Source organism: Bacillus sp. UNC322MFChir4.1, assembly GCF_000746135.1.
Classification (GTDB): domain Bacteria; phylum Bacillota; class Bacilli; order Bacillales; family Bacillaceae_G; genus Bacillus_A.
On record NZ_KN050814.1, the window covers coordinates 19,246 to 43,448 of the forward strand.

Here is a 24,203-nt window from a genome sequence, read left to right on the forward strand (position 1 = left end):
ATGGCCAGACGCTCTCGACCATCTAAAAAAAGAGAGGGCTTTATGTCGTCTTCTCAATTTACTGCGTTAATCGCTGAATCTCATCTTCTACAAAGAAATCTAAAAGATGCTTATGACAAGTAAAGAAAATCACTTGTCGTTCCTTCGCTAATTCCTTCATCAGATGCACAGTTCGCTCCGTTCGCAGCACGTCAAAGTGTACGAAGCTATCATCAATAATAAACGGATACTGCCCTTCAAACGTATGCGCGAGCGCAAACCGCAGCGATAAATAGAGCTGCTCCGCTGTCGCTTGGCTTAATTCATGGCTATAAAAACGCAGTCCATCTTGTCGTTCTACTATAAACGGCTCTTCTGCATCTGGCGAAAAGACTTTTACATAATTTCCACTTGTTAAATATATAAAATACTCTTCTGCTTTTTGCAAAATACGCGGCAGCTGCACTTCATGGTAATACTTCTTCGTTTTCGTTAATACCGCCTTTGCCGCTGCATAAGCTGCCCATTTTTTCACCTGTTCACGCACTTGTGATTTTTTCAGCTCCCATTCATGAAGGACATCACCGTACGTCCGGCCTTCTTCTAACTGGGTGATATCAAGACGAAGAGCGGCAAGTGTATGCGTCAACTCTTTTTCCTCCTGCATTAGCCTGTCTATTTGTTCCTGCTCTTTCTTCCGCTCCTCTTCATATCCTTCTAGACGATACCCATTCTCTAGCGCTGACGTCATGAGTCGCCCTTCTAGTACGTCCATTTGCGGAATTAACCGGCTCAGCTGCTGCTTTTTCTCTTCTATTTGCTCCGCTTGCTTTGCCGCCGTTAAAAACGCCTCTTCATCAGTTGCCGCAGCAATGTCCAAAATATGCTGACGTTCTTCTAATAGATGATGAATCTTCTGATGATATGCAGCATACTCTTCTTCCCACGCCGCACTCTTTTCTAGCAGCTGCTTTTTCCGTAATTGCTTTTCCTTTTCTTTCTGCACATCTTTACTTAACCCATACAAAAATAACGACGGTGTCTCGGCGCTTCTTTCTGTAACAACCGTTAGTTTCATTAGTTTATGTTCAAACCCGGAAATCATGTCTGCCTGTAATTCTTTTCGTTCTTGCTGCTTCGTTAAATCTCGGTACAGTTGCTGTATCTTTTCGATCCGTTCAAACGCCGGCAATATGTGTGCGTGCGTAAAATTATGTGGCAACGTATACTCCTCTTTATACAATTTCACCTGTTCATTCACACTAAACAGATCGCGTTCCCACTCGTCATATTCAGAAAGAACACGTTCATACCCACGCTCAATTTGCTTTAACTTAAATTCCTCGCGCTCTAATAACTTCCGCACCTCATCATCTTTCTCAAGGCGATACTGAAGTTCAAGCGCTTCATTGCCTTCTTGTTCATCTGACCCTTTCATATACATCACATAAAAAACTACAAGGCCAATTAACAAAAAGACTCCTGCAAACAACAACTTACGATTATCCATAAAAACACCGGCAAGCAGCAGTAAAACATCCATACCGAATACAATCAGCACCGTTTTATTCATCTGCGGTGCTTTGCGATTTCGCTTTTGGCGAGATGCGGCACTTTGCACCTTTGGCAAATAGTTCTCCCGCTCCTGGTCTGGCAATGTTTGCGACTGCAGCTTTTTCACGGCTTCTTCTTGTTCCTCTAACTGCTCCTGCGCTGTTTTAAATCGTTCATCTAACTGCCCTTTTCGCTTTTCTACCTCTTTTGCTTGCTGCACCATTTGCGTAATCGTTTCCTTCATCGCTAGGCTCACATTAAAAGAAAGAACGTCCTCGCGCGCAAATGTAGCGCCGATTTGCTGCTGCAAATCTTGTATTTCTTCTTCGATATGTAAAATGCGCCCCGTCAAATCCCGCACTTCCTGTAGCGCTGCTTCATAAGACATATGCTGCAAACGAAGCTCTTCTACGTACATATCTTGTTGAAGCAATTCTTCATTTACTCGTAATGCTTCTATTTCAAACTTTGCACCAGCTATTTTCTTTTGCAGCCCCTCTTCTTGGAGCTGAAGCGGTTCAAGCCGTGCTTTTATCCCTCCATAACGCTGCAAACCATCAACAGGAAACTTATGCTCTGCATGTTGCTGTAAAAACCGTTCACACGCACGCTTTTCTAAAAAAAGCGGCTGCAGCGCTTCTAGCACTTCATAATCTTGCTTTCGCTTTCCCGCTTCTTGCTGCTCGGTGCGAATAATAGAAAGGCGCTCTTCCATACTCTTTTTCTTTCCGACAAGCTCTTCATACGCAGCAATTTTCCCTTGCCAATCTGCGAGCTGGTCTTGCAGATTTTTCAACTCATGCAGCGCCACATTAATTTCCGGCTTGCGGCCATTTGGTTTAAAGCGCTGCTCCATTTCTTTCTCAAGCGTCTTTTCTAGGCGTAACAACCCGTCGCTGCCAACTGCACTTGCTGAAAATAAGTAGTTACCAATATCCCCTTCGCCGATATGGTGAATATTTTGCAACCCATGCATGTCAAAAGAAAACACAGAATCAAACAACTGCTCATTCATTCCGTTTAACAGTTGCTTTAAAATTTCCTCACCGCCTGTTTTTCCATCCGCAAAATAAACCGTCACCTCACCGGCCGCTGTTTTGGGAAGACGTTCAATTTTTAATCGTCCATACTCCTCAGTAAAAACCGTAAGCGCACCGCCGTATTTCCCGCCTTCTTTCGGCTCATAACGGCGCTGGCCCCTTGTCGGAAAGCCAAACAATATGCTCTTCATAAACGAACGAATCGTCGACTTGCCAGCTTCATTTTCTCCGTACAATACCGTAAGCATGGAAAGACTCAGCTCAGCATTTTCTAATTTTCCATATCCGTAAATATGAAGCTTTTCTATTCTCATGCTTTACTCCTCTCTTGCTCTAGTAATTGCTCTAAAATAATATTCTCAGCTGACTTTTGAATCTCTTTCTTTTCTTCCTCAGAAAATGAGTGAAGTACCTTCCTCGCAACAGGTGATGTCCAAATGGTTCGCAGCACCTCATCCATACTCGAAAACGACTCAAGCTCTTGCAGCACATTCCCGATAAAATGGTTCTCGTTCTTCAACTTCTCAATTTCCGCAAACGAAATCGTTTCATTCTTCCATTTCACAACATAAACAAAATTGCTGCGCTCCTCGCCTGATGAGACAATTTGCAAGATTTCTTCCACGCGCTTTTCATCACGCAAATAAGAAGCAAGCGCAGATTGCCCTGTAAACGTCATCGTCACAAGCAAACCTTCCTCTTCTCTTCGCACACCGTTCATGCTCTCCGTACAGGCGTGAATCAAATCATCAACCGTTTCTAACTCATCAATCGGAATCGAAATCTCATCCCAAATCACATCATTCGTACTAAAAAATGTTAGTTCTGTCCCTTGCGAAGACAAGGAAACTACGTACGCACCTTTCTCTCCCGTTTCCTTTCGGTGTCTCCCTTGAATATTGCCAGAATATACAATGCACGGTTCTTCTGCTAACACTTCACGTTTATGTATATGACCAAGCGCCCAGTAATCAAACCCCTTCTCCTTCAGTTCACGAATTTGAAACGGCGCATACCGGTTATGATCCGAATCCCCTTCCACACTTCCGTGCAGCATACCGATATGAAACGGTGCACCCGTCATCTTTTTATATTGCGCTGTCATATTATCCGTCACAGCTTGCTGCTGATAACTAAATCCGTAAATAGAGGCAAGCAGCTCCTCGTCTTTATAAAATGATTTTTCTTCTATATAAGGCTCTGTAAAAACATGCACATTACTTGGAAACTCAATGGCCGCCCAGCTCCCGCCTAAATGATCATGATTGCCGTGAATCACATATACCGGAATATCATACTGCGCCAGACGCTTCATTTGCTCACGAACAAACACCTGCGCCCGCAAACTTCTCGTCTCTGCATCATACAAATCCCCCGCAAGCAAAACAAAATCAACTTGCTCTTGAATCGCTTTATCCACAATGCGCAGAAACGAACGAAATGTACTTTCCTTCATTCTTTCCCATATAAAGAAGGGTACATTCAGTTCCATCCCTTTAAACGGACTATCTAAATGCAAATCTGCCGCATGAATAAACTTTACTTTTTTCACACTGTAACGTCCTTTCTCCGTCCTACTTTGCTTGGTCAGCCGAGACTCACAATATATCGGCGCAAATGTATCATTTATCGGCGCTTCGACATGATTTAAAGATTCCTCGGCTATATTCGACACACAGGTAGGAAAGTTTCACTTTATTTTAACACTTTTTTTCGAATTGAGGATACGCCGGAAGCGGCTTGATGCAAACAACAAAAATAAGCCAGATGCGAAAAAACATCCAGCTTATTTTTGTTGTTCTGCTTATACTTCAGTCTTTTTTACCTTTCGCTTCCACACCTTGCGTTTCCAACTTATTCAGTAATTCATGATACCTTTGCATTTCTTGCTCACTATTATCCCAGGTTTCTCCGTAAATATGATTAATTCTATCCCCTGCAATTTCCAATATAAAAGTACTATCATCACTTTTCACTGACAAGTACATACTTGTCTCTTCTTCATAAAATTTAGCAGGATGTGAATTCTTTAAGTTCTCTACACTCGGTTGCCCAGCCTTTTCCATGACAATTGGTACATACTGATCGGATACATATTCACGAAGCGAATTCTCGCTAAAGTCACTTATTTTTAATCCATATAATTTGAGTACAGCTGTATGCACATTGAAATTCTTTTGTTTTATTTTAAGTATCTTATCTGCAGACTCAGTAATAACCTTCTTCTCTTCTTGGCTTATATTTGGCATCGTATTTTCATTTGATTTATGATAAACGTTATATAATTTCCCAGCACGATAAACGAGAATAATAGACAGCGTAATGGCCATATAGATTTGCCATTTTTTATACCAAGGAGATTCATCCTTTGAATCCGATTGAATTTTTTTATGTTCTTTCAGTGATAACTGCGGTTGTTCGGCTGCAGCTACTTCTTCCGTCAGCTGTTTCTCCAACACAGCTTCAGTGCTCAATAATGGTGGTTCAATTTCTTCTGGTGATAATTTCGTTGTTGAAACTACCGCAGGTTCTTGCTCGTTTAAACGATCCAGTTTAAGCGCCTCTTCTAAATACTTACTTGCATTATTCTTATCACTAAATCCATAAAAATAAACATGACTTAAACAAAAGTATCCGGAAGCGTCTTTTGGGTCTTCCTTTATAAGCATTTCCGCTTCTTTCCTTGCCTGATCAGCATCGCCAACCTTCAGTAAATCTCGAATTCTTCTAAGATTATCTTCCATCATCTGGCCTATCCCTACCCTTACGTTCTACTTTGTTCTCTATCAAAAGAGATTACCTTTGCGATTTAATTATGATTCAACTTCCATAATTCCACATTCCTCTAATTATGCAAAAATATTATAACAAATAAAACTTTTTTGATTTGTCATATCTCGTCGAAATAAGAAAAAAGTGCTTTTCTGCCTTTTTTCATAGAGTGACTGAGTAATTACATATAATCTATATATAATTCTTGAAAGGTTTATCTCCTATTTCACTCCTAATCTCCATCTGCTTTACATTTTTTGAATATCCCATTACAGCTTTTCTATGCTATTTTTTAGATACTTTTCCCTACTACAATGATATAGTAAAATATAGAAAATATAGAAAATATAAAAAAGAAAGGTGATCAGTATGGCAACGATCGGAATTGACTTAGGAACAACAAATAGTTTGGCGGCTTATTGGACAGATGATGGCGCAATCCTTATCCCTAATGCACTTGACGAATATCTTACACCATCGGTCGTCAGCGTTGAAGAAAACGGTGAGATTTTAGTCGGACGTATTGCAAAAGAACGGCTGATTACCCATCCGCATTTTACAGCATCAACGTTTAAACGATTTATGGGAACAGAGAAAAAATATGAATTAGGTATGTATACTTTTTCTTCTGAAGAACTTTCATCTTTTGTCATCAAGTCTTTAAAACAAGATGCAGAAGCATATTTAAATGAACCGGTTACTGGTGCTGTAATTAGCGTACCTGCTTATTTCAATGATGCTCAGCGCAAAGCCACGAAACACGCTGCAGAAATTGCCGGATTAAAAGTTGAACGACTCATTAGCGAACCAACAGCTGCTGCGATCGCTTACGGACTATGCCAGGAGGAAACAGAAACAAAATTCCTTGTATTTGATTTAGGTGGTGGTACATTCGATGTTTCTATTCTGGAATTATTTGAAGGAGTAATGGATGTTAAATCCATCGCCGGCGATAATTACCTTGGGGGCGAAGACTTCACAAAAAGCTTAATGTCCTATTTCTTAGAGTCACACCAACTTGATTTGAATTCACTTGATTCGAAAACTCAATCGTTAATTTATACGCAAGCAGAACGTTGTAAGCTCACACTATGTAATGAACATAGCGCAGGTATGAGAGTCACAATTCATAATGAGACATATGAAACTCCTATTAACAGAAATGAATTTGAAAAAATAGTAACCCCGCTTCTTTTACGGCTTCGCTACCCTATTGAACGGGCACTTCGTGATGCATCGTTAAATCCCAATGATTTAGATGCTGTAATTCTAATTGGCGGAGCGACAAGAATGCCGCTTATCAAATCCATCATTTCTAAAATTTTTGGACGTATGCCTTATGCAAATATTAATCCTGATGAAACAGTTGCTTTAGGCGCTGCGATTCAAGTTGCTTTAAAAGAACGAAACAAAGCGCTAGAAGAAGTTATCTTAACGGACGTTTGTCCTTATACGTTAGGAACTAGTGTTGTTCAAGAGTTAGGAAATGGACAAAAAGAATTCGGATACTTCTTCCCGATTATTGAACGAAATACACCGATTCCTGTGAGCCGAGTGGAACGACTTTATACTGTCAATGATCGACAACAATCCATACTTGTTGATGTTTATCAAGGAGAAAACCGCTTGGTTAAAAATAACTTAAAACTTGGCGAACTCAAAATTAAAGTCCCTCCTGCTCCTGCCGGGCAAGAGGCAATTGACATTCGTTATACATATGACATTAACGGCATTCTCGAAGTCGAGGTAATAAGTACAACGACTGGAGAGAAAAAAAGAGCAATTATCCAACAAAATGCCGGAAATCTTACAGAAAAAGAAATTGAAGCTAGACTACTAGAATTGAAAGAAATTAAAATTCATCCCCGCGACCGGACTGAAAATCGCTTGTTGCTCGCAAAAGGCGAACGTCTCTATGAAGAGTTACTCGGTGACGAACGTAAGAAAGTTTCCATCTTGTTACAACAATTCGAAACTGTGCTCACTTCACAAAATGATAAAAAAATTAAAGAGGCTGCTATTGCATTGAAAGAGCATTTAGAAAGTATAGAAAGGTGGATTACTCATTAATGAGTATTTGGAAAACATTAGAGATTGAACCTACTGACAATATTGCTGCTATTAAAAAAGCTTACGCAAAACTTCTAAAAGTCTACCATCCAGAAGATGACCCAGAAGGATATCAGCGACTAAGAGAAGCGTTTGATAGGGCAATAAAAAACGCAAAACAAATGCAAGCAGAATTGCAAGAAATAGATGAAAACGAAGAAGGTTCATATGTCAATCCTGTATTCCCTACTTGGATTGACAATAACCCTGAACTTGCTTCCACTCTCGTTTCAGAGCATCCTGTTCACGCATTTATGGAAAAAGTCGAGACACTGTATGACGATTTCTTTGCACGAATAGAACTGAAAAACTGGGAAGACCTATTAAGTTCCGATGTAATATGGAATGTAGAATATGCCGAAGTGATTCGAGATAGATTAATAGATTTTTTAGAATATCATTACCATTTCTCTAGTTCGATTTGGGAACTTATCGACAATGTTTTTCGCTTTAGTGAACAAAAACAGGAATTAGAGTTTGAGTACGGTGAAGAAACAGTACAATTTTTACTAGAAAGAATTAGCGGCGCAGGGGAAATGCGTTACGATATTTTCAAGAAAAGTGACGATTTATATTTCGAAGCATATTTATACTTACGTGAGAAAGCCCAGCACGCACTTATGAACAATAGCTTAGAAGCAGCAAAAAGTGCGTTGGATTTTGCATACGATCTTTATCAAGAAGACCCAGAACTTTTACGCATGCAAGGCGTTTATTATTTACGTATAGAAAATAAAGAGCGTGCGCTACAATCCTTTAACGACTTACTTTCTATTGATCCAGATAATCCGGATGGTTTACTGTACCGCGCTGAAATTTATTATAGCCGTGACCAAGTTACCGATGCCATCAAGGACTGTGAGCATCTACTTTCGATTCAGCCGGAGCATATGGACGCACTGTTCTTATTAGTGAAATATTCGCTCGAATCAGGTGATATAGAAACTGTAGCCACTAAGGCGCTGGATGTGATAAATCGTTATCCGGAACGCTTAGAATTTCGTTCATACAGTGTTCGAGCTCACACCGAAATTCCAGAGAAGAGACAGAAACAAGAAATAAATATGAAGTTTATTATCCACTATGCGCTATACTTGTTATTTATATCTATTAGCCGCACCTGGGTTTATTTGATCTTTATGATTCTTATTGTTTTAACCCCATTACCATCTAAATATGCATTACTTCTCCTACTCCCTCTTATTTGGGAAGCATGGAAATTTGTTAGGCTTAAAACATGGGCATAAGGAGGAGACAGAATGCCTATTTTATCTAAAAGAAAACAAGAGAAACAGCTCGAACTATATTTCCGCTGTTTGTCTTCCGTTTGTTTGAATTGTGTTTATCTTACAAACTACTTTACCCGATATGAATTCACCCTTATTAGAGACCGCCTTATTGGGAAACGTTTTTTGAAGAACGTGTTATGGACATGGAAGATTGAAAATTCGACGGAGTTAAAAGAGAAAATCAATTGGTTTTTAGAAGAAGGAACACGGCAGGAATTTAATCGTATACGCCAGCAATTGACTCCTCTTTCCGAGGCAGCGCGAAAGCAATTATCGAAAGACCACCCTGACTATGAAAAACTTTATATTGCTAATTACGGATTACATATTTTGACGGATTCCGGAATTGCAGCGTTTGATTATGCATGGTGCATTTGTTTATGTCGGGTCGGTAGAAGACTCGGTTATTTATCAAAACAGGAAGCAAAGAACTTTATGATACAGGCTGCACGACTTTCACAACATTCTTATTCAGATTGGCACGAGTATTTTAACGCCTTTCGTATCGGCAGCCACTTTAACGCAAATGATATAGAATTTATAAATAAAGATAAGTATAATATTAATTACGTATTGCACTTGTTTAATTATAAAAAAACTCTATTAAGTATTGTTCCATGGGAAAATAATCTACTTAAAGATTTGAGTTAAATCATATTACATTTCTTGAAATAAGAAGAAATTGCTTTAGAGAACAAATAGAAACTGTTTTGATATGGAAGTTCGGCATTACGCTAAAGATATATAAATGCGGGATAAAAAAGAATCCTGAGAAATTTCTCAGGATTTTTTATCACTTCGAAGTAATTGTTTACTAGACTACGGTACGGCATTTACAAAACTATTCTTTCAAAAAAACTTCCACTAATGGAGGTTTCACTTTTGCATTTATATAACTTCTAACTATTCTTCTCTGATTTTCTTACTTCTTTCTTCAACCAAATAAACGTCACGCTTAATATAGCACCCACAGCTGTAAATAGAATGCCAGGTATCAATAACCATAAATTCCCGTTACTCCACCAAATTAAATCTATTCCTAAAATTAAACATATGATCCCTATTATCATCTAATCTCATTACCCCTTTTTCATGAAAATTTTCCCCTGTTTGTAAAGACATCCTTTAAGATTATACCTTTTTACTTCTAAACTGTTAAACATAAATTTAACGTAACTACTCAACTACCATATAAAAATCCAAGATAAAGAGAGGTTTCGCTTCAGAGCAAAACCTCATTTATCTTGTTGAAAATAGTTCTATATCTCCCGTTTCTAAAAAACAGTTACTACTATAACTTCAGAAATAATGCACCCCACATCTAAACAAAAATAAGCCAGATGCTTTTTATCATCTGGCTTATCCCTACCCTTACTTTCTATTTCAACCTATGGTACTTTATCAAATTCCTTCCTCACATCGCTAAATGTCGCATAACTTTTCGCTATTGAAAACCAATCTAAAGTTGTTAGCTGACGGTTTTTATCGTTTCTAACAAATCTTCATTTATTATTCTTTTTAGTGAATTCAACTTTCATAATTCCATGTTTCTCTAATTATGCAAAAATATCACAACAAAGGAAATGTCTTTGTTATGTCATATTTTGTCGGAAAAAACCCAAAAAGAACCTAACCCTTTTTCTCCCCCCAAAAAAATAGATACAAAAGTCATCTTAATCTTTACAAATATTGTCACATATTTCTTTTGCATAATTGCGTATTTTGTGACACAATAGTTATAACATTCTGATTATTTTTTGGAGGGAATTTTCATGGGCGTATACACACTAACAGTTTTCGAAAAAGACGGTTCAAAAGTACTAGACGAGTCATTTGAGGCTACGACAGAAGCAGAAGCAAAATCAAAAGGCGAAGCCCTTTTACAAGACAAACAATTGTATGGTCACACGCACCGCTGCACATCTTCAAGCGGAAAGCTTGTCTTATTCCAGCGTTAAAAAAGAAGCGTTACACCGCTTCTTTTTCATAGTATATCTTCTTCACACCACAGAAACACAACTTCTACAATTCGATTACCAAATCGAACACGCTTATTCCACATACCTGTTTGAATAAGGTGCTTTAACTCATCCTTCATTTTATCCGTCCACTGCTGAATGCTCTCTTTTGGATTGTACGGATAAATACTTGGAAACTCTTCATGCAAGAGACGCAAGCTTTCCGCATCTAGATGAAAATGAAAAAAATAATTCGCAGTTAGAGAAGGCTCCTGCAATTGTAAAAATTGGTGGTCAATTTGCTTCTTATTACGATAAAACGTAATAATATTGACCTTCCCACTCGTAATCTGATCAATTTGAATTTCGTGTTTTTCAATAATCACGCTGTTCAGTCCACCTCAACATATACTACTTCTAGTATATATGTCTTTGACAAAGAAGTTAACCACTTTCCTATGGAAATTCATCATTCCACAAAAAAGACAATCAGAATTACTCCAAACAAGAGAGGAAGCGATTATATGCATTTCGGTAGCAAAGGTTGGTACGTACACGAATTAAAAAAATTAGGTATCCGTACTTATGAAGGAAGAAAACTAGAGTCATTTCGTACGCATATTTTAGCTAGTCTACTTGAGAAGGCAAGGAGACAGTCGGCTTAATAAAAGGAAGCTCCTTCTTGTACGGGAGGAGCTTTTCCCTTTGAAAAGTAAGTTAAAAAAGGAGAAAAGAATGAATCTAAAATTAGGAGCGGTAACAGAAGAAAACTTTTGGGATATTATTAGTTTGAAATCGGATAAAGACCAAGAAGAACGCATTCAAATATTCGAAAGATGGGTCGGTTCTAACACTTTTTTCCTTGGGGTCTGTCAAACTTATAATTTTGTCCCAAAAGCTATTTATGACGATCACACTTTAATCGGATTTGCCTCCTATGGCTACCGAAAAGAACATGAAAGATACGAATTAATCAGCATGATGTTAGGGCATCAATATCAAGGGAAAGGGTATGGCGTTCCTGCATTACAAATAGTAATTGACGAAATGAGCGCACAATACAAATGTAAAGAAATTTATTTATCGGTAATCCACGATAACGAACGCGCAAAACGAATTTATGAAAAAATCGGTTTTGAGGCAACTGGCGAGATTGAAAAAGGTCATCACGATGAACTCGTGTATTGCTTAAAATTAACAAATAACTTGGCATCACTTATATAAGTAATGCCTTTTTTCTTTTCCTAACGTAATCACTCTGCCTCATTATCACTTACTTCAATTAAGAAAACTCTCTTCCCAAATCCACCGCGCTTTTCAGCTTTTTCTACGCGGACTTTTTCCACGTCTTCAAGCGTTACGCCTTCATGCTGTGCTAGTGCGTTAACAAGCTCAAGTAAATCCGCTAGTTCCTCTATTTTATGTTCCTGTGTTTCTGCTTCTACGTACTCCGCTAACTCTTCTTGTGTTTTTTTACATATTTCTTCTATGTATTCTCTAAAATTCTAGTTGTACATGCCTTTTCAATCATTTTTGGGATACAATCGCGTACTAATTTGTTGTAGATTGGCATTAGAATCCCTCCTATATTTTTCTATTATTATAGCATGCAGAAAAATCCACATTTTTCGCAAGTAAAACAAGCTTTCCTTTTCCTACTCGAGCATATACTGTAAAAAATTTAAAAGGAGAAGGTTCGTCATGTATTACGGAACTAAAGGCTGGTACGTGTATGAGTTGAAGAAGCTTGGCGTAAATTATTATGAGGGGCGGAAGTTGGAGAGTTACCGAGCGCACGTGCTCAGGAATTTACTATTAGGGAAGCAGCAAGAACTGAAAGAGAAATAAACTATCTGTTCCAATCTTTATAAGTAAATAGCCCATGAAGACTTTCTTCACGGGCTATTCGTCTACCCTCATATTTAAAAATTGCACAAACTGATCATTTAAATAACTTGTACTACACTTAAAAATAAACCGAGATCAATCATCTCTTCATCCAAAATCGTTATCCTTTCTAGGATGAAGTTCTTTTGTATTTGAACTAACCAAGATGTCGAATATTGTCAAGGTATCTTTATATCGTGTCGAAGCGCCGATATATTATGAAAAGCGCCGATAAATGTACTATTTCCGCCGATATATTTCAAAAAGCGCCGATAAAGTGAAACTTCCGTCAGTGGGGGTCTTACTGCCCGTTAATACGGGATAAATGACCCGTTTTACTTTTTTGAAGAATCACCTTTTGTCACCATATCAACCGCCCTTGATTATTTCACTTCCTCAACTCACTATACTGCATATGAATTCTGTTTTCTGGTTTTTTGTCTACCGTATACAACACAACAAGGAATAACCATTCCAAAGGGTTCATTATAAGATAGACGATTTCTGCGGACCATTTTGAATTGATGTGCCTGCTGATTGGGTAGCCATACTTGTCATAGAAGTTACGAATGGCTCTATGCAAGTTTGGAACATATTGTTCAAGAATGTTCTCAAATGCATTGGCAATTAATAGCTGGCGGTTCACAGGAATTCTTGCCCCACCTCTGATACCTGCCCTGACTGGCTTGACCAATTTTTTATGTCCTTTAGCAGAGACCGTACACAAATAATGCCCGTCACCTGGCACTATTTCTGGTTTTGGCGCAGGGATATTCGAATAGTTGAAAGAACTTGTTTCAAGGAACACACGAATAAGGCTATCCGGTCGTTGTCCAAACAGGACTAAAATTAGCTGGATGATAATCAGAACTGGAAACAAGCTTATAGCCCATAGTTTTGGCATCTTTTGATAGTCATTACATATCCTGAAGAGAAATAGCATACATTCTACAAATATTTAAATGGACTTTGCATAGCATGAAACTTAATTATTAATTAATTCTTTTAACTCTCTCATATTATTCACACGATTATTGGCTAAGATTATTTCATAAAAATCATTTAATCTTTCTTTCTTAAATCTAGATTTTAATAATAGCAAAATCATTGCCTTATTCTTCTTTTTAGAATCCCATATTAAATTCGTTTTTAATATAATTTGCTCGGTGACCGAAACAATCTGACTAAAGTATAAAATAGGTATATGTAAACAGAATATAATAATTTCAAAAAATAATTTTTTCCAAAAAATGATCTTTTCTACATCTTTAATAGAACCGATAAATGAAATCATAGCATAATATAGGATAATAAATCCTAGAAGTGCCAATAAAACATTTATTACTTTCTTAAGCTGCTTATATTCTGCTTTATTTTCAATATCTATAAAAGATGATATAAGTATTAATATAAAAGAAATCGGGACTATTATTATTGACTCTAACCAAAAGTTAAAGGTGTACTCGCTTATAATAAACATATAGAATATACTAAATTTGAATAAGTCCTTAAACATTTTAAATATACTAACATTCCGATGTATAACAACTTTATACATCGCAGGAAAAAAGGCTGAGGATATCCAAATAACATAATCCTTTATCATTTCTAATTCCATTATTTTTAAATAAAATAACAAATAAACTATGAGAAATAAGTAAGCAATCAACAAACTAAGCCCAATCTGCTTTCCATTTTTAAATAGAGCAAAAATAATGATAATGCTTAACCATAATATAATGCCATACTCCCTCGTACTAAACAAATTATCATTCCCCTTATCTGCAAAAATTATAGAACCTAAATAACCCTTCAACAAGTTATTTACCGCATTTAAAAATTCTAAATAAAAGAGTAACCACTCATGCGATTGCTCTTTAATATTAAAAATATAGTACTAATTATTATTTATACGGAAAAATATCGTTAATATCATATAATATGATTCTCCGCGCTACTTAATTTTTACTACTTAATATGCCACTTTAATTAATTACTTTCTTCTTGTACATAATTATATTAGAAATCTTTAATACATTATACAAAAAACAAGCTTAACTAAATACGTTAGGCTTGTTTTCATGACTCTTAAAACCACTCTTCTACGACGTCTAACTCAAACTTCCGCTTTGCTATCACTTGTGATACGGTTCATTATAATTAATACTAAAATAATTCACTCATTTCCAGGTAAATAAATTGTAAATTTTACGCCTTTTTTATTATTCTCTATATCATATTGAATATGGTGGGCTTCCAATATAACTTTTACTATTACCAAGCCTAAACCATTTCCACCTGTTTTTTTATTTCTTAATTTATCAACCCTGTAAAACTCTTTAAAAATATTCTTTACATCCTCATCTGGTATATGAGCACCTTCATTTTCTATGCTAAAAACATATTGATCTTGCTCTTCTACTAAATCGATATTTATATTCATTGAATTCGGTGAATATTTTATAGCATTTGTTATAAGATTTTCTAGTACCTTCTTCAGATGAATATAAGAGGATCGACATTAATTCTTACTTACATACAGGCTTTATATTCTGTCATGATATTGTTGATGATTGTTTTAACTGGTAGAATTTCCTTGATTTCATGCACTCTTGCGCCAGCAAAAACAAGACCATTCTCACAATCACCATCCATTGATGTTATCAAAGAATCTAGCGTACAAAAACGATAAGAACAATTTTTTAGGCAATTCATGCACTTCTTTATTTTTATCTTTTTATCATCAGCTATCAGCTCAGTGAAGTTATTCTTAATTGCACGACCTTGGAGACCTACAGTTGTTTTGAGCAGCATAGTATCTTTCGTTCGAGCATGTACATACTTTTCTTTAAATGATAAGGGTGCGTCACACTCATCACTTGCAACAAATCTCGTCCCCATCTGTACTCCAGAGGCCCCCATACTTAAGGCACGAGCAAGATCTTTTCCGGTCATAATTCCTCCAGCAGCAATTACCGGGATTTTAACCGCTGCAACTACTTCAGGTAATATATCGAATAAAGGTCTTTCGGTTCCGAGGTGTCCCCCGGCTTCATGACCTTCTACAACAACTGCAGATGCACCCAGACGTTCAGATAATTTAGCAAGCTTTGCTGAAGAAACAATTGAAATAACTGGTATGCCGGCCTTTTTGCCCCAAGTATACATATCTCTTGAAATCCCAGCACCTGATATGATGAAATCAACTTTTTCTTCAATGGCCGCTTTCATTTTTTCAGCAAAATCATTCATCGCGAAAAGAACGTTTACTCCAATATAGCCGGCATTCTGGACCTTTTCCTTCGCCTTCCTTATATGTAGTCTCATTTCGTCGATAGAAATTCCAGTTCCTGATATAATTCCAATTCCTCCAGCATTTGCAACAGCAGATGCAAGTTTGCTTAATGAAATACCTACGCCCATACCTCCCTGCATAATTGGAACCTTTGGCATCATATGACCGATTTTTAACTGTGGAAAGTTCAAGTAAATACCCCATTTCATTACTGTTTTTAGAATGGATCGTTAAAGCTCCCTTAGTGTAACATAGCGTTTCGAATGGACACCAGGAAATTAATACCTACTCCTAGTAGTTTGTGGTGTTTTTTGTTGTTTTTCACAAAATGTTCGAATAATATTCTATAAGGCCTGACACGCATGCCCATCACTATCAAGCTAACAAAACAAAATATCCCCTAAAATGAAAAAATACGCTATTCTTTTTGTAGAATCATAGGAAAGGATGGCGTTTTTGTATGTCTATTTCTGTATCTGATGAATTACAGCTATTTGCTCAAGAAATTCAAAGCCTCTTATCCCCCAAACATCTTACGAGATCTTGCTAGAGATGTTGGTTTTGTGCAACGAACTAGTAAGTACCAAGCAAAAGAATTAGAACAAGGCCCTTTTGAATCATTACAATCTATCATTTCATAGGAACAATTTGTACAATCAGTAGAACAGGCAGAAGAATTAGCTAGACCAGCAGAGTTTGATTATTTAGAACTACTGGATAATCATTATGGACACTTTCGCAAATTTGCACCCAGATTTTAAAGCCTCTAAGGCGAGCCATACTTTATTTCAAGCTCTAGAAATATTAAAAGAAATAAACCTAATAGGAAAAAGAAAAATTCCTGAAACAGCTCCGATGGATTTTCTTAAATCGAAATGGTTCAAACATGTGATCAAAGAAAATGGTATTGATCGCCATTACTATGAGTTCGGTGTCTTTTCAGAATTGTATAATCACCTTCGTTCTGGGGATATGTGGGTTGTAGGAAGTAGACAATACAAGGATTTTGAAAGAACAAAAACCGTATCCCTTATTGTGGTACGGTTTTTATCACTTCAGCCTATTAGAAATTCGTCTATACCATCATAAATGAAATTCATATGATATATGACATACAACATTTAATTGTTTAAAAGGAGGCACTGAATTGTCTTTAAAAAAATTTGTCGATGCCTTACCCATTCCTCCTGTCTTAAAACCAGAAAGTAGCTATAATGGAATCCCATTCTATGAAGTAACAATGAAGCAAGTCAAACAAAAATTACATCGTGATTTGTCGCCAACTACCGTCTGGGGGTACAACGGTATGTACCCGGGCCCTACATTCGAAGTAGAAAGAAATCACCCTATTCTTGTGAAATGGAAAAATAAATTGCCCTTTGAACACCTGCTGCCTGTCGACCAAACGGTTCATGGTGCGCAATCGTCCATGCCTTCTGTTAGGACCGTTGTCCATTTACATGGCGCTCGGGTTCGTCCAGAAGATGACGGATATCCTGAAGCATGGTTCACAAGAGATTTTAGAAATGTTGGGCCGAAATTTGTGACTGAAGTCTACTATTATCCAAACTGTCAACGTCCGGCAACACTTTGGTATCATGATCACGCCCTTGGAATCACCCGTTTGAACGTTTATGCCGGTCTTGCAGGCTTCTATCTTCTCAGAGATGAAGAAGAGAAACAATTGAATCTTCCGAGTGGAAAATTTGAAATTCCACTCGTCATCCAAGATCGTTCGTTCTATGCCAATGGTGAACTATTCTATCCATCCCAACCAGGAAATATGGCACCACCAGCACCGCAGCCACCTCCGCCAATCGACCCTACATTACCAAATCCGTCAGTCACACCTGAATTTTTCGGCAACACAATTTTAGTAAACGGAAAAGTATGGCCTTATCTTGAGGTGGAGCCACGTAAATACCGGTTCCGCATCCTAAACGGCTCCAATTCTCGTTTTTATCGTGTGCGGCTGAGCTCTGGGCAAAAGTTTATCCAAATTGGTACGGATGGAGGATTTTTGGAACAACCAGTCCAAGTATCCGAAATCATCCTTGCACCTGCGGAACGCGCCGATGTCATTGTTGATTTTTCAAACCATAACGGTCAGAGTATTATTTTAACAAATGACGCACCAACCCCATTCCCTGACGGCGAAAGTCCCTCTGAAGATTTGAGGCAGATTATGCAATTTCGCGTGAAACAAACATGCTGCAGAACTGACAAAAGCAAAATTCCAAAAAAGTTGAGTTGTTTGGAACACCTGAACCCGCAGTATGCTGTAATAACACGAAAAAACACTTTACTTGAAGCTACCGATAATTTTGGGCGCCCTATGCCATTATTAAATAACATGGAGTGGAGTGAACCAATTACAGAAACACCGTATAATGGAACGATAGAGATTTGGGAGCTGTACAATACGACACCAGACACTCACCCAATTCACTTGCACCTTGTCCATTTTCAAATTTTGAATCGCGCCGTATTTACTGGCGATCCAAATGGTTCTAATCTCAAAGTCGGACCGCCTATACCACCCGATCCAAACGAGAGAGGATGGAAAGATACGGTTCGTGCTAATCCCGGAGAAGTAACCCGAATTATTGCACGTTTTGGTCCATTTACAGGAATCTATCCGTGGCACTGCCACATTCTTGAACATGAAGATTACGATATGATGAGACCGTACGAGGTTCTACCTAATCCTAGCTTTAACCCATGTGAACGTGATCCAGAACAATGTAGCGATAACGCCTTTTCTCAATGTTTTGACTGTCATAAACAATGGAAACATAAAAAAGAAGAGAGATCATGATCCCATAATTTCTCTTCTTCTTTTCGGTATGATCTAGTGCTATTCATGTGTCGAATATCGTCGAATGGTCTTTAAATCGTTTCGAAGCGCCGATATATTGCAAAGAACGGTCGATAACAAAACAGACTGGCTTCAAAAGGAATTTATGTGCCTTTTGAAGCCAGCTTCTTTCTAATTAAACAAACACTCTTTTCATTTCTTTCGCAATTTCACTCATCAAATCTTCTGCTTGCGGATATAAACCGATTTTGTCCATAAATACATGGTTTGTACCGTTGTATTGAATCAGCTTTGTAGGAACGCCGCTTCGTGCAAGTTTTGCTGCGTATGCTTCGCACTCTACTTTTAAATAATCAAATTCGGCAGTTACAATTAATGTTGGCGGCATGTTGCTTAACTGATCTGATAGCAGCGGTGAAACGTGAGAATCAGTGATTTCTACTTTACTTTGCAAATAAAGTTTGAAAAATAAATCGCCACTTTCAGCCAATCCTTTAATCATTGGCTTGATGATCTCGGAATAGTTACGAATCTCATATTGCAGCACTTTTTCATTTATTATACATTGGATAAAAAGGAATTTTCAAAAAATAGCCAAAAAGAAGGAACCGTTGTACAGAAAACACTTTTTAGGGGAGAGAGAAAACTATGAAACTTAGCAGATTACAAAAAGGAGATTTAATTGGGATTTACTCCCCTTCATCACCCGCAACTTATACTGCACCGAAAAGATTTGAGCGAGCAAAAAAATTCCTAGAGAACAAGGGGTTCAAAATAATAGAAGGAAATTTAACTGGAAAACATGACAACTATCGCTCTGGAAGCATTAAAGAACGGGCAGAAGAACTGAACGAGTTAATACGAAACCCTAACATCAAATGTATCATGTCAACCATTGGTGGGATGAATTCTAATTCAATATTGCCTTATATTGATTATGAAGCTTTTATAAAAAACCCGAAAATCATGATCGGTTATTCCGATGTTACTGCAATCTTACTTGGGATATACGCCAAAACGGGAATCCATACATTTTATGGCCCTGCATTAATCCCTTCATTTGGTGAGTTTGAACCATTTGTTCACTTTACATACGAATATTTTAGTGACATGTTAGAAGAGAAACAAACATTACCATATGCGATTAAAAAGCCGCCGTATTGGACGGATGAGTTTATCAATTGGGAAGAAAAAACGAAGGAAAAACAACGTATAAAGAATGATTGGATTTGTGTAAATAGCGGAAAAGCAACAGGAAGGTTAATTGGAGGAAATTTAGATACTTTAACTGGCATTTGGGGCAGCGAGTATATGCCAGAAATAAAAGGCGGAGATATCCTTTTTATCGAGGATACGACAAAAGATGCTGCTACTATTGAAAGAAGTTTTTCATTACTAAAACTCAATGGCGTATTTCATAAAATTTCTGGTTTGATTCTTGGAAAACATGAGCAATTTCATGATAGTGGTACAAACAAAAAACCATATGAGATTTTATTAGAAGTTTTGGACGGCATTAACATACCCTTTATTGCGGACTTTGATTGTTGCCATACACACCCGATGTTAACCGTTCCACTTGGTATGAAAATAGAGATGGATGCAACAAATAAAACCGTAATGATCCTTGAAGAGTGGATACGTTAATTACGCTAAACGTGGATTAATGAGGCTTTTTCATAATAAATTCATATTCAATTATCTCAGATATATATAATCAATAAAAAAGAAACAATCACTTTTGTTATAAGCGATTGTTTCTTTTTTATTAATACTCAAAAGGCAAGATAGACATTAAATCCACTTCTTCAGTTTCTTCTTCGGGATTCTTTGCGACCTCGTTACGTACTAGAGACATACACGTTACCATCGCTAATGCCACTAAACTCCCCTTAAAAAGTTTTTGCATACACTCTTCCCCCCCCACAGGTTCTCTATTAATATAGCATGAAGAAATATTTGGATAAAATGCAATATTGCATATGTTATTTCCATTTTCAGATAACCACTATCGTGTTACAATAAATGTTCCATCAAACCGTCTTAGTGGTTAGTTAACATTAACCTCTAAGAAAAAAGCCCATTTTCTAATGGGCTTTTTCATAAATTAAAACATTATAGTAATGTCTTTTTTACAAACAAAATAAAAATTAGCAGACTAATAAACCCAGATACAGCACAAACAGTAAATAGCATTTGATATCCCATGATTTGTGAAACAAATCCTAGAATAATAGATCCTAAACCAATTCCTAAATCAAAAGCAGTAAAAAATGTAGCGTTCGCTACTCCTCTTTTCTCTGGTGAAGCTAATCGTAACGTTACTATTTGAAGAGCAGGTTGCGCTGCTCCAAATCCAATTCCGTACAAAATAGCTGTAATAACGAGTCCAACAAGCCCTTTTGTCATTGTTAGGACGAATAGTGCGACTATCAGTGTACAAAGTGCAGGAACAATAATAACTCCTTCTCCATGTTTATCGGATATCTTCCCGGCAAGTGGTCTAATTACTGTAAGTGTAACAGCATACACTAAGAAAAAAGTACCAGCATTAACTTGAATTTTTGCCGCAAACAGTGGTAAAAATGTTGTAATGCCACCAAAAGTAAGGGATAGAAAAAATGTAACAACAGCGATTGGCAAAACAGTTTTTTCAAAAAATGATATTGGTTTTTTTTCTGTACTTTGAACTACTGGAATTTTCGTACCAAATGCAAGTATGAATGCAATAAGTGCTAATGCTGTACATAGAAGAAATAGATAATGAAATGAAAATGATTTTGCTACCCAAAGACCTAATATTGGTCCTAAAGCCATGCCTAAAGTCATTGCAAGTCCATACCATCCCATTCCTTCTCCGCGACGAGATGGTGGAATAACATCAGTCACAGCCGTTCCGATCGAAGTTGTAGCAATTGCCCAGCTCATTCCATGGAGGATACGTAATACCACTAAAAATATAACTCCTGTTATCCAATCGTAAAAATACATTGTCATTGCAAAAAATAATAGTCCGCTTATTATAAATACACGCCTGCCATATCGATCCATTAATCCTCCAACAATCGGACGTAAAATGACTGCCGATATGGTAAACACTCCAATAATAAATCCAACTTGAGATTCACTTCCACCTAATTGTTTAATAAACATAGGTAGTGTTGGCATGAGTAAATAAAAGCCACTAAATAGTAATAACGCTGTAATTGTCAGCATTATATAGTTTTTTGTCCATAAACGTTCCATTATAATGTAATCCTTCTTTCTATCGTTTCATATTTTACAGATAAGCGAATAAAAAAGCAGTACCACCTGGTGGTACTGCCATAGTGTTTTGTTAATTAGAACGTACTTGCTACTTTAACAGCCTTTTCAAGCCCTGCAGCAATAATTTCTTCTGCCTTATCAGGAAATTGGTTGTGGCCTTCAATCACTACTTTCTCGATATCTTTTGCACCGAAGAAGCCCATCATACTTGCTACATATTTAACAGCCATTTCCATTTCAGCTGCTGGTCCTTTCGAATATACACCGCCACTTGCGTTTAATAATGCAATTTTCTTATCTCCAATCAGACCTACTGGACCTTCTGGCGTATATTTAAATGTTTTGCCCGCGCGGTTTAAGTAATCAATATATGTGTGTAGTACAGCTGGGATTGTTAAATTCCATAATGGGAAACCAAATACAACTTTATCAGCTGCAAGGAATTGATCTAAATATTTATCAGCAACAGCTACTGCTTTTGCTTCCTTTTCTGTTAAATCAAGTCCTCTCCCCGCCTTAAATGTACCGTTAATCATATCTACGCCTACATACGGCAATTCCTCATTGTATAAATCAAGCTCTACCACTGTATCATTTGGATGTGATTCTTTATAGCTCGCTAAAAAAGCCTCGTATAATTTCACACTCACCGCTTGGTTCGCTGGACGATTGTTTGCTTTTACAAATAAAACTGTTGTCATTCTGTTTTCCTCCTGTTATTCACTCTTACGTTGTTCTATGTTGACTCGGTGAATAACCCCTCCTTATCCACCTTACGGTCTGATTGAAGAAGGGGCTTCCTGTTTCATAGACCGTTGCATAGTAGGGGGTCCCACTGCGTCTTACACAGTCTCCACAGGCGTAGATTATACTGTTCGGACATAACCTTGCCCTACAGTTTGTAGACTCTAGTTTGTGGCAAGCAATTCTTCTAATCCTTTTTGTAAGATGTTCCAGCTCGCATTATAGTCTCTATCCAATACCGTTCCACATTTTGTACAAATGTGAGTTCGAATAGAGAGAGACTTCTTCACACGATTCCCACAAACAGAACAGTCTTGTGAAGTATACTTTGGTTCTACCTTAATGAGTACACCGCCATGATTTTCGCATTTGTAAGCAAGCATGTTTCGAAACATTCCCCACCCAGCATCAGAAATAGACTTCGATAACTTCCTATTTCTAACCATGTTACGAATGTTCAAATTTTCTACAACGATAACGGAATACTCTTTCGCTAGATTGTAACTGAGTTTATGAAGAAAATCTCTGCGCTGGTTCGCTACTTTTTCATGTAGCTTGCGAACACGCCGGGCTTGTTTTATGAAGTTAGCAGAACCTTTTTTCTTCTTAGAAAGTTTTCGCTGTGCTTTCTGTAGTTGCTTTTCTTTTTCACGGAGAAATCTAGGGTTTTCAAACTCTGAACCATTAGAAAGAACGGCATACTTATGTAATCCCACGTCAATTCCTATCGCACGATTAGTATCGATATCAGATGGTACCACTTGTCTTTCGACACTGAAAATAGCGTACCATCTTTTTCCTTGACGTTTGAGAATCAGTTGCTTAATTGCTCCTTCAAGCGGTCTATGAAGTAGGATCTCTATTTCTCCCAATTTTTTATTGTATAACTTACCGTGATCAGAAAAAGACATCGCATAACGATGCTTTCCGTTTGGTTTGAATCCAAATTGCGAAAATGTCATACTATTGTAGTCTTTATACTTTTTCTGTTTTGGATACTTTGCATCTTTACGAAAGAAATGATCAAAGGCTTTTTTCAGACGTGCAAACACTTCTTGCAAAGGCTGAGAAGGCATTTCTTTTAGAAAAGGATACGCCTTCTTGTCCAATGTAAGTTGTCTTTGCATATCATAACGATCGTAATTTTCTTTGTTTTGCTTATATTTCCGTTCTTTGTCTAGCAAGGCAGAATTATAGGTTTGACGACAATATTGCAACCAACGGTCTAACACTTCTTTTTGTGCTTCTGTTGGGAAGATTTCATATTTTTGATTCAACAACATTGTCATCACCCCCCGTTAGTTTTGTCCTTAAGTTTCGATGTATTGTTTTAGCATTTCTAATAGCGAACTGCCCACAGCCAGCAAACAATAACCTTGAGATCAAAAGCATTCTTTACATACATTCTATCTAATTTGAGGAAATGCCTTTTTCAACCTTTTGGCTTACGCCAACCAAAATTCATCCCCTCCCTACTCATTGGGCTTCACC

General features: G+C 37.4%; 22 protein-coding genes and 3 pseudogenes. 10 read left to right on the top strand and 15 right to left on the bottom strand.

Features of this window, described 5'->3' with window-relative positions; all coding sequences use genetic code 11:
- Positions 1-58 precede the first annotated feature (58 nt).
- The 3 genes from BR72_RS23800 to BR72_RS23810 form a co-directional block, all read right to left on the bottom strand.
- The gene (locus BR72_RS23800; protein ID WP_035437822.1) at positions 59-2,887 is read right to left on the bottom strand and encodes an ATP-binding protein; all 2,829 of its coding nucleotides are present in this window, start codon (positions 2,885-2,887) and stop codon (positions 59-61) included.
- Positions 2,884-4,125: a metallophosphoesterase family protein gene (locus BR72_RS23805; RefSeq protein ID WP_035437824.1), complete on the bottom strand. Its 1,242-nt coding sequence runs from the start codon at positions 4,123-4,125 to the stop codon at positions 2,884-2,886. Before BR72_RS23805 ends, BR72_RS23800 begins: the two co-directional genes overlap by 4 nt.
- 259 nt (positions 4,126-4,384) lie before the next feature.
- Entirely contained in the window at positions 4,385-5,320 is a 936-nt protein-coding gene (locus BR72_RS23810; RefSeq protein ID WP_051957414.1) for a tetratricopeptide repeat protein, read from the bottom strand.
- A gap of 394 nt (positions 5,321-5,714) precedes the next feature.
- Between BR72_RS23810 and BR72_RS23815 the strand changes: the two genes are divergently transcribed.
- The 3 genes from BR72_RS23815 to BR72_RS23825 are packed head-to-tail and all read left to right on the top strand — an operon-like array spanning position 5,715 to position 9,394.
- Positions 5,715-7,415 (top strand): molecular chaperone HscC, encoded by a 1,701-nt coding sequence (locus BR72_RS23815; RefSeq protein ID WP_035437826.1) that lies wholly within the window; start codon positions 5,715-5,717, stop codon positions 7,413-7,415.
- On the top strand, positions 7,415-8,701 hold the full coding sequence (locus BR72_RS23820; protein WP_035437828.1) for a J domain-containing protein: 1,287 nt from the start codon (positions 7,415-7,417) through the stop codon (positions 8,699-8,701). The genes BR72_RS23815 and BR72_RS23820 overlap by 1 nt, the downstream gene beginning before the upstream one ends.
- 12 nt (positions 8,702-8,713) lie before the next feature.
- Positions 8,714-9,394: a DUF1266 domain-containing protein gene (locus tag BR72_RS23825; protein WP_035437830.1), complete on the top strand. Its 681-nt coding sequence runs from the start codon at positions 8,714-8,716 to the stop codon at positions 9,392-9,394.
- Positions 9,395-9,642: 248 nt separating this feature from the next.
- Here BR72_RS23825 and BR72_RS26890 read toward each other — a convergent pair whose 3' ends face one another.
- Positions 9,643-9,813: a hypothetical protein gene (locus BR72_RS26890; RefSeq protein ID WP_177206971.1), complete on the bottom strand. Its 171-nt coding sequence runs from the start codon at positions 9,811-9,813 to the stop codon at positions 9,643-9,645.
- 702 nt (positions 9,814-10,515) lie between these two features.
- On the opposite strand from BR72_RS26890, the gene BR72_RS23830 reads away from it, so the two are divergent.
- Positions 10,516-10,701 carry a YhzD family protein gene (locus BR72_RS23830; RefSeq protein ID WP_035437832.1) on the top strand — a complete coding sequence of 62 codons (186 nt, stop codon included), beginning with the start codon at positions 10,516-10,518 and terminating at the stop codon, positions 10,699-10,701.
- Between the two features lie 26 nt (positions 10,702-10,727).
- Here the strand turns inward: BR72_RS23830 and BR72_RS23835 are convergent, their stop codons facing one another.
- The gene (locus BR72_RS23835; RefSeq protein ID WP_035437834.1) at positions 10,728-11,087 is read right to left on the bottom strand and encodes a hypothetical protein; all 360 of its coding nucleotides are present in this window, start codon (positions 11,085-11,087) and stop codon (positions 10,728-10,730) included.
- A gap of 138 nt (positions 11,088-11,225) precedes the next feature.
- Between BR72_RS23835 and BR72_RS26090 the strand changes: the two genes are divergently transcribed.
- Together BR72_RS26090 and BR72_RS23840 are read left to right on the top strand one after the other, a co-directional pair.
- Entirely contained in the window at positions 11,226-11,366 is a 141-nt protein-coding gene (locus BR72_RS26090; RefSeq protein ID WP_081904988.1) for a YflJ family protein, read from the top strand.
- A gap of 70 nt (positions 11,367-11,436) precedes the next feature.
- The gene (locus tag BR72_RS23840) at positions 11,437-11,925 is read left to right on the top strand and encodes a GNAT family N-acetyltransferase (RefSeq protein WP_035437836.1); all 489 of its coding nucleotides are present in this window, start codon (positions 11,437-11,439) and stop codon (positions 11,923-11,925) included.
- A gap of 29 nt (positions 11,926-11,954) precedes the next feature.
- On the opposite strand, the pseudogene BR72_RS23845 reads toward BR72_RS23840, so the two are convergent.
- A pseudogene (locus BR72_RS23845) lies at positions 11,955-12,274 on the bottom strand (nucleoside triphosphate pyrophosphohydrolase).
- Between the two features lie 128 nt (positions 12,275-12,402).
- On the opposite strand from BR72_RS23845, the gene BR72_RS26095 reads away from it, so the two are divergent.
- Complete coding sequence (locus tag BR72_RS26095; RefSeq protein WP_081904989.1) at positions 12,403-12,549, top strand: DUF2639 domain-containing protein; 147 nt, start codon at positions 12,403-12,405, stop codon at positions 12,547-12,549.
- Positions 12,550-12,976: 427 nt separating this feature from the next.
- Here BR72_RS26095 and BR72_RS23850 read toward each other — a convergent pair.
- The 4 genes and pseudogenes from BR72_RS23850 to BR72_RS23865 form a co-directional block, all read right to left on the bottom strand.
- A pseudogene (locus tag BR72_RS23850) lies at positions 12,977-13,531 on the bottom strand (DUF6688 domain-containing protein); the annotation flags it as partial.
- A 42-nt stretch (positions 13,532-13,573) separates the two neighbouring features.
- On the bottom strand, positions 13,574-14,353 hold the full coding sequence (locus BR72_RS23855; RefSeq protein WP_035437840.1) for a hypothetical protein: 780 nt from the start codon (positions 14,351-14,353) through the stop codon (positions 13,574-13,576).
- 411 nt (positions 14,354-14,764) lie between these two features.
- Positions 14,765-15,094, bottom strand: coding sequence for a sensor histidine kinase (locus tag BR72_RS23860; protein ID WP_081904990.1), 330 nt, complete (start codon positions 15,092-15,094; stop codon positions 14,765-14,767).
- Between the two features lie 26 nt (positions 15,095-15,120).
- The gene (locus BR72_RS23865; protein WP_177206970.1) at positions 15,121-16,092 is read right to left on the bottom strand and encodes an NAD(P)H-dependent flavin oxidoreductase; all 972 of its coding nucleotides are present in this window, start codon (positions 16,090-16,092) and stop codon (positions 15,121-15,123) included.
- 375 nt (positions 16,093-16,467) lie between these two features.
- Between BR72_RS23865 and BR72_RS23870 the strand changes: the two are divergent.
- Positions 16,468-16,894, top strand: a pseudogene (locus tag BR72_RS23870) (Tn3 family transposase); the annotation flags it as partial.
- Positions 16,895-17,030: 136 nt separating this feature from the next.
- A complete protein-coding gene (locus tag BR72_RS23875; RefSeq protein ID WP_035437846.1) occupies positions 17,031-18,701 on the top strand; it encodes a multicopper oxidase family protein in 1,671 nt (556 codons plus the stop codon).
- Between the two features lie 175 nt (positions 18,702-18,876).
- Here the strand turns inward: BR72_RS23875 and BR72_RS23880 are convergent, their stop codons facing one another.
- Complete coding sequence (locus tag BR72_RS23880) at positions 18,877-19,203, bottom strand: alpha/beta hydrolase fold domain-containing protein (protein ID WP_035437848.1); 327 nt, start codon at positions 19,201-19,203, stop codon at positions 18,877-18,879.
- A 146-nt stretch (positions 19,204-19,349) separates the two neighbouring features.
- Between BR72_RS23880 and BR72_RS23885 the strand changes: the two genes are divergently transcribed.
- Positions 19,350-20,348, top strand: coding sequence for a S66 family peptidase (locus BR72_RS23885; protein WP_035437851.1), 999 nt, complete (start codon positions 19,350-19,352; stop codon positions 20,346-20,348).
- Between the two features lie 121 nt (positions 20,349-20,469).
- Here the strand turns inward: BR72_RS23885 and BR72_RS26575 are convergent, their stop codons facing one another.
- From BR72_RS26575 to BR72_RS23900, 4 genes are all read right to left on the bottom strand, one after another.
- Positions 20,470-20,610, bottom strand: a complete 141-nt coding sequence (locus tag BR72_RS26575; protein WP_141771678.1) for a hypothetical protein — start codon at positions 20,608-20,610, stop codon at positions 20,470-20,472.
- A gap of 206 nt (positions 20,611-20,816) precedes the next feature.
- Positions 20,817-21,947, bottom strand: coding sequence for an MFS transporter (locus tag BR72_RS23890; RefSeq protein WP_035437853.1), 1,131 nt, complete (start codon positions 21,945-21,947; stop codon positions 20,817-20,819).
- A 95-nt stretch (positions 21,948-22,042) separates the two neighbouring features.
- Positions 22,043-22,669 (bottom strand): FMN-dependent NADH-azoreductase, encoded by a 627-nt coding sequence (locus BR72_RS23895; protein ID WP_035437855.1) that lies wholly within the window; start codon positions 22,667-22,669, stop codon positions 22,043-22,045.
- 207 nt (positions 22,670-22,876) lie between these two features.
- Positions 22,877-24,001 carry an RNA-guided endonuclease InsQ/TnpB family protein gene (locus BR72_RS23900; RefSeq protein WP_081904991.1) on the bottom strand — a complete coding sequence of 375 codons (1,125 nt, stop codon included), beginning with the start codon at positions 23,999-24,001 and terminating at the stop codon, positions 22,877-22,879.
- Positions 24,002-24,203 lie beyond the last annotated feature (202 nt).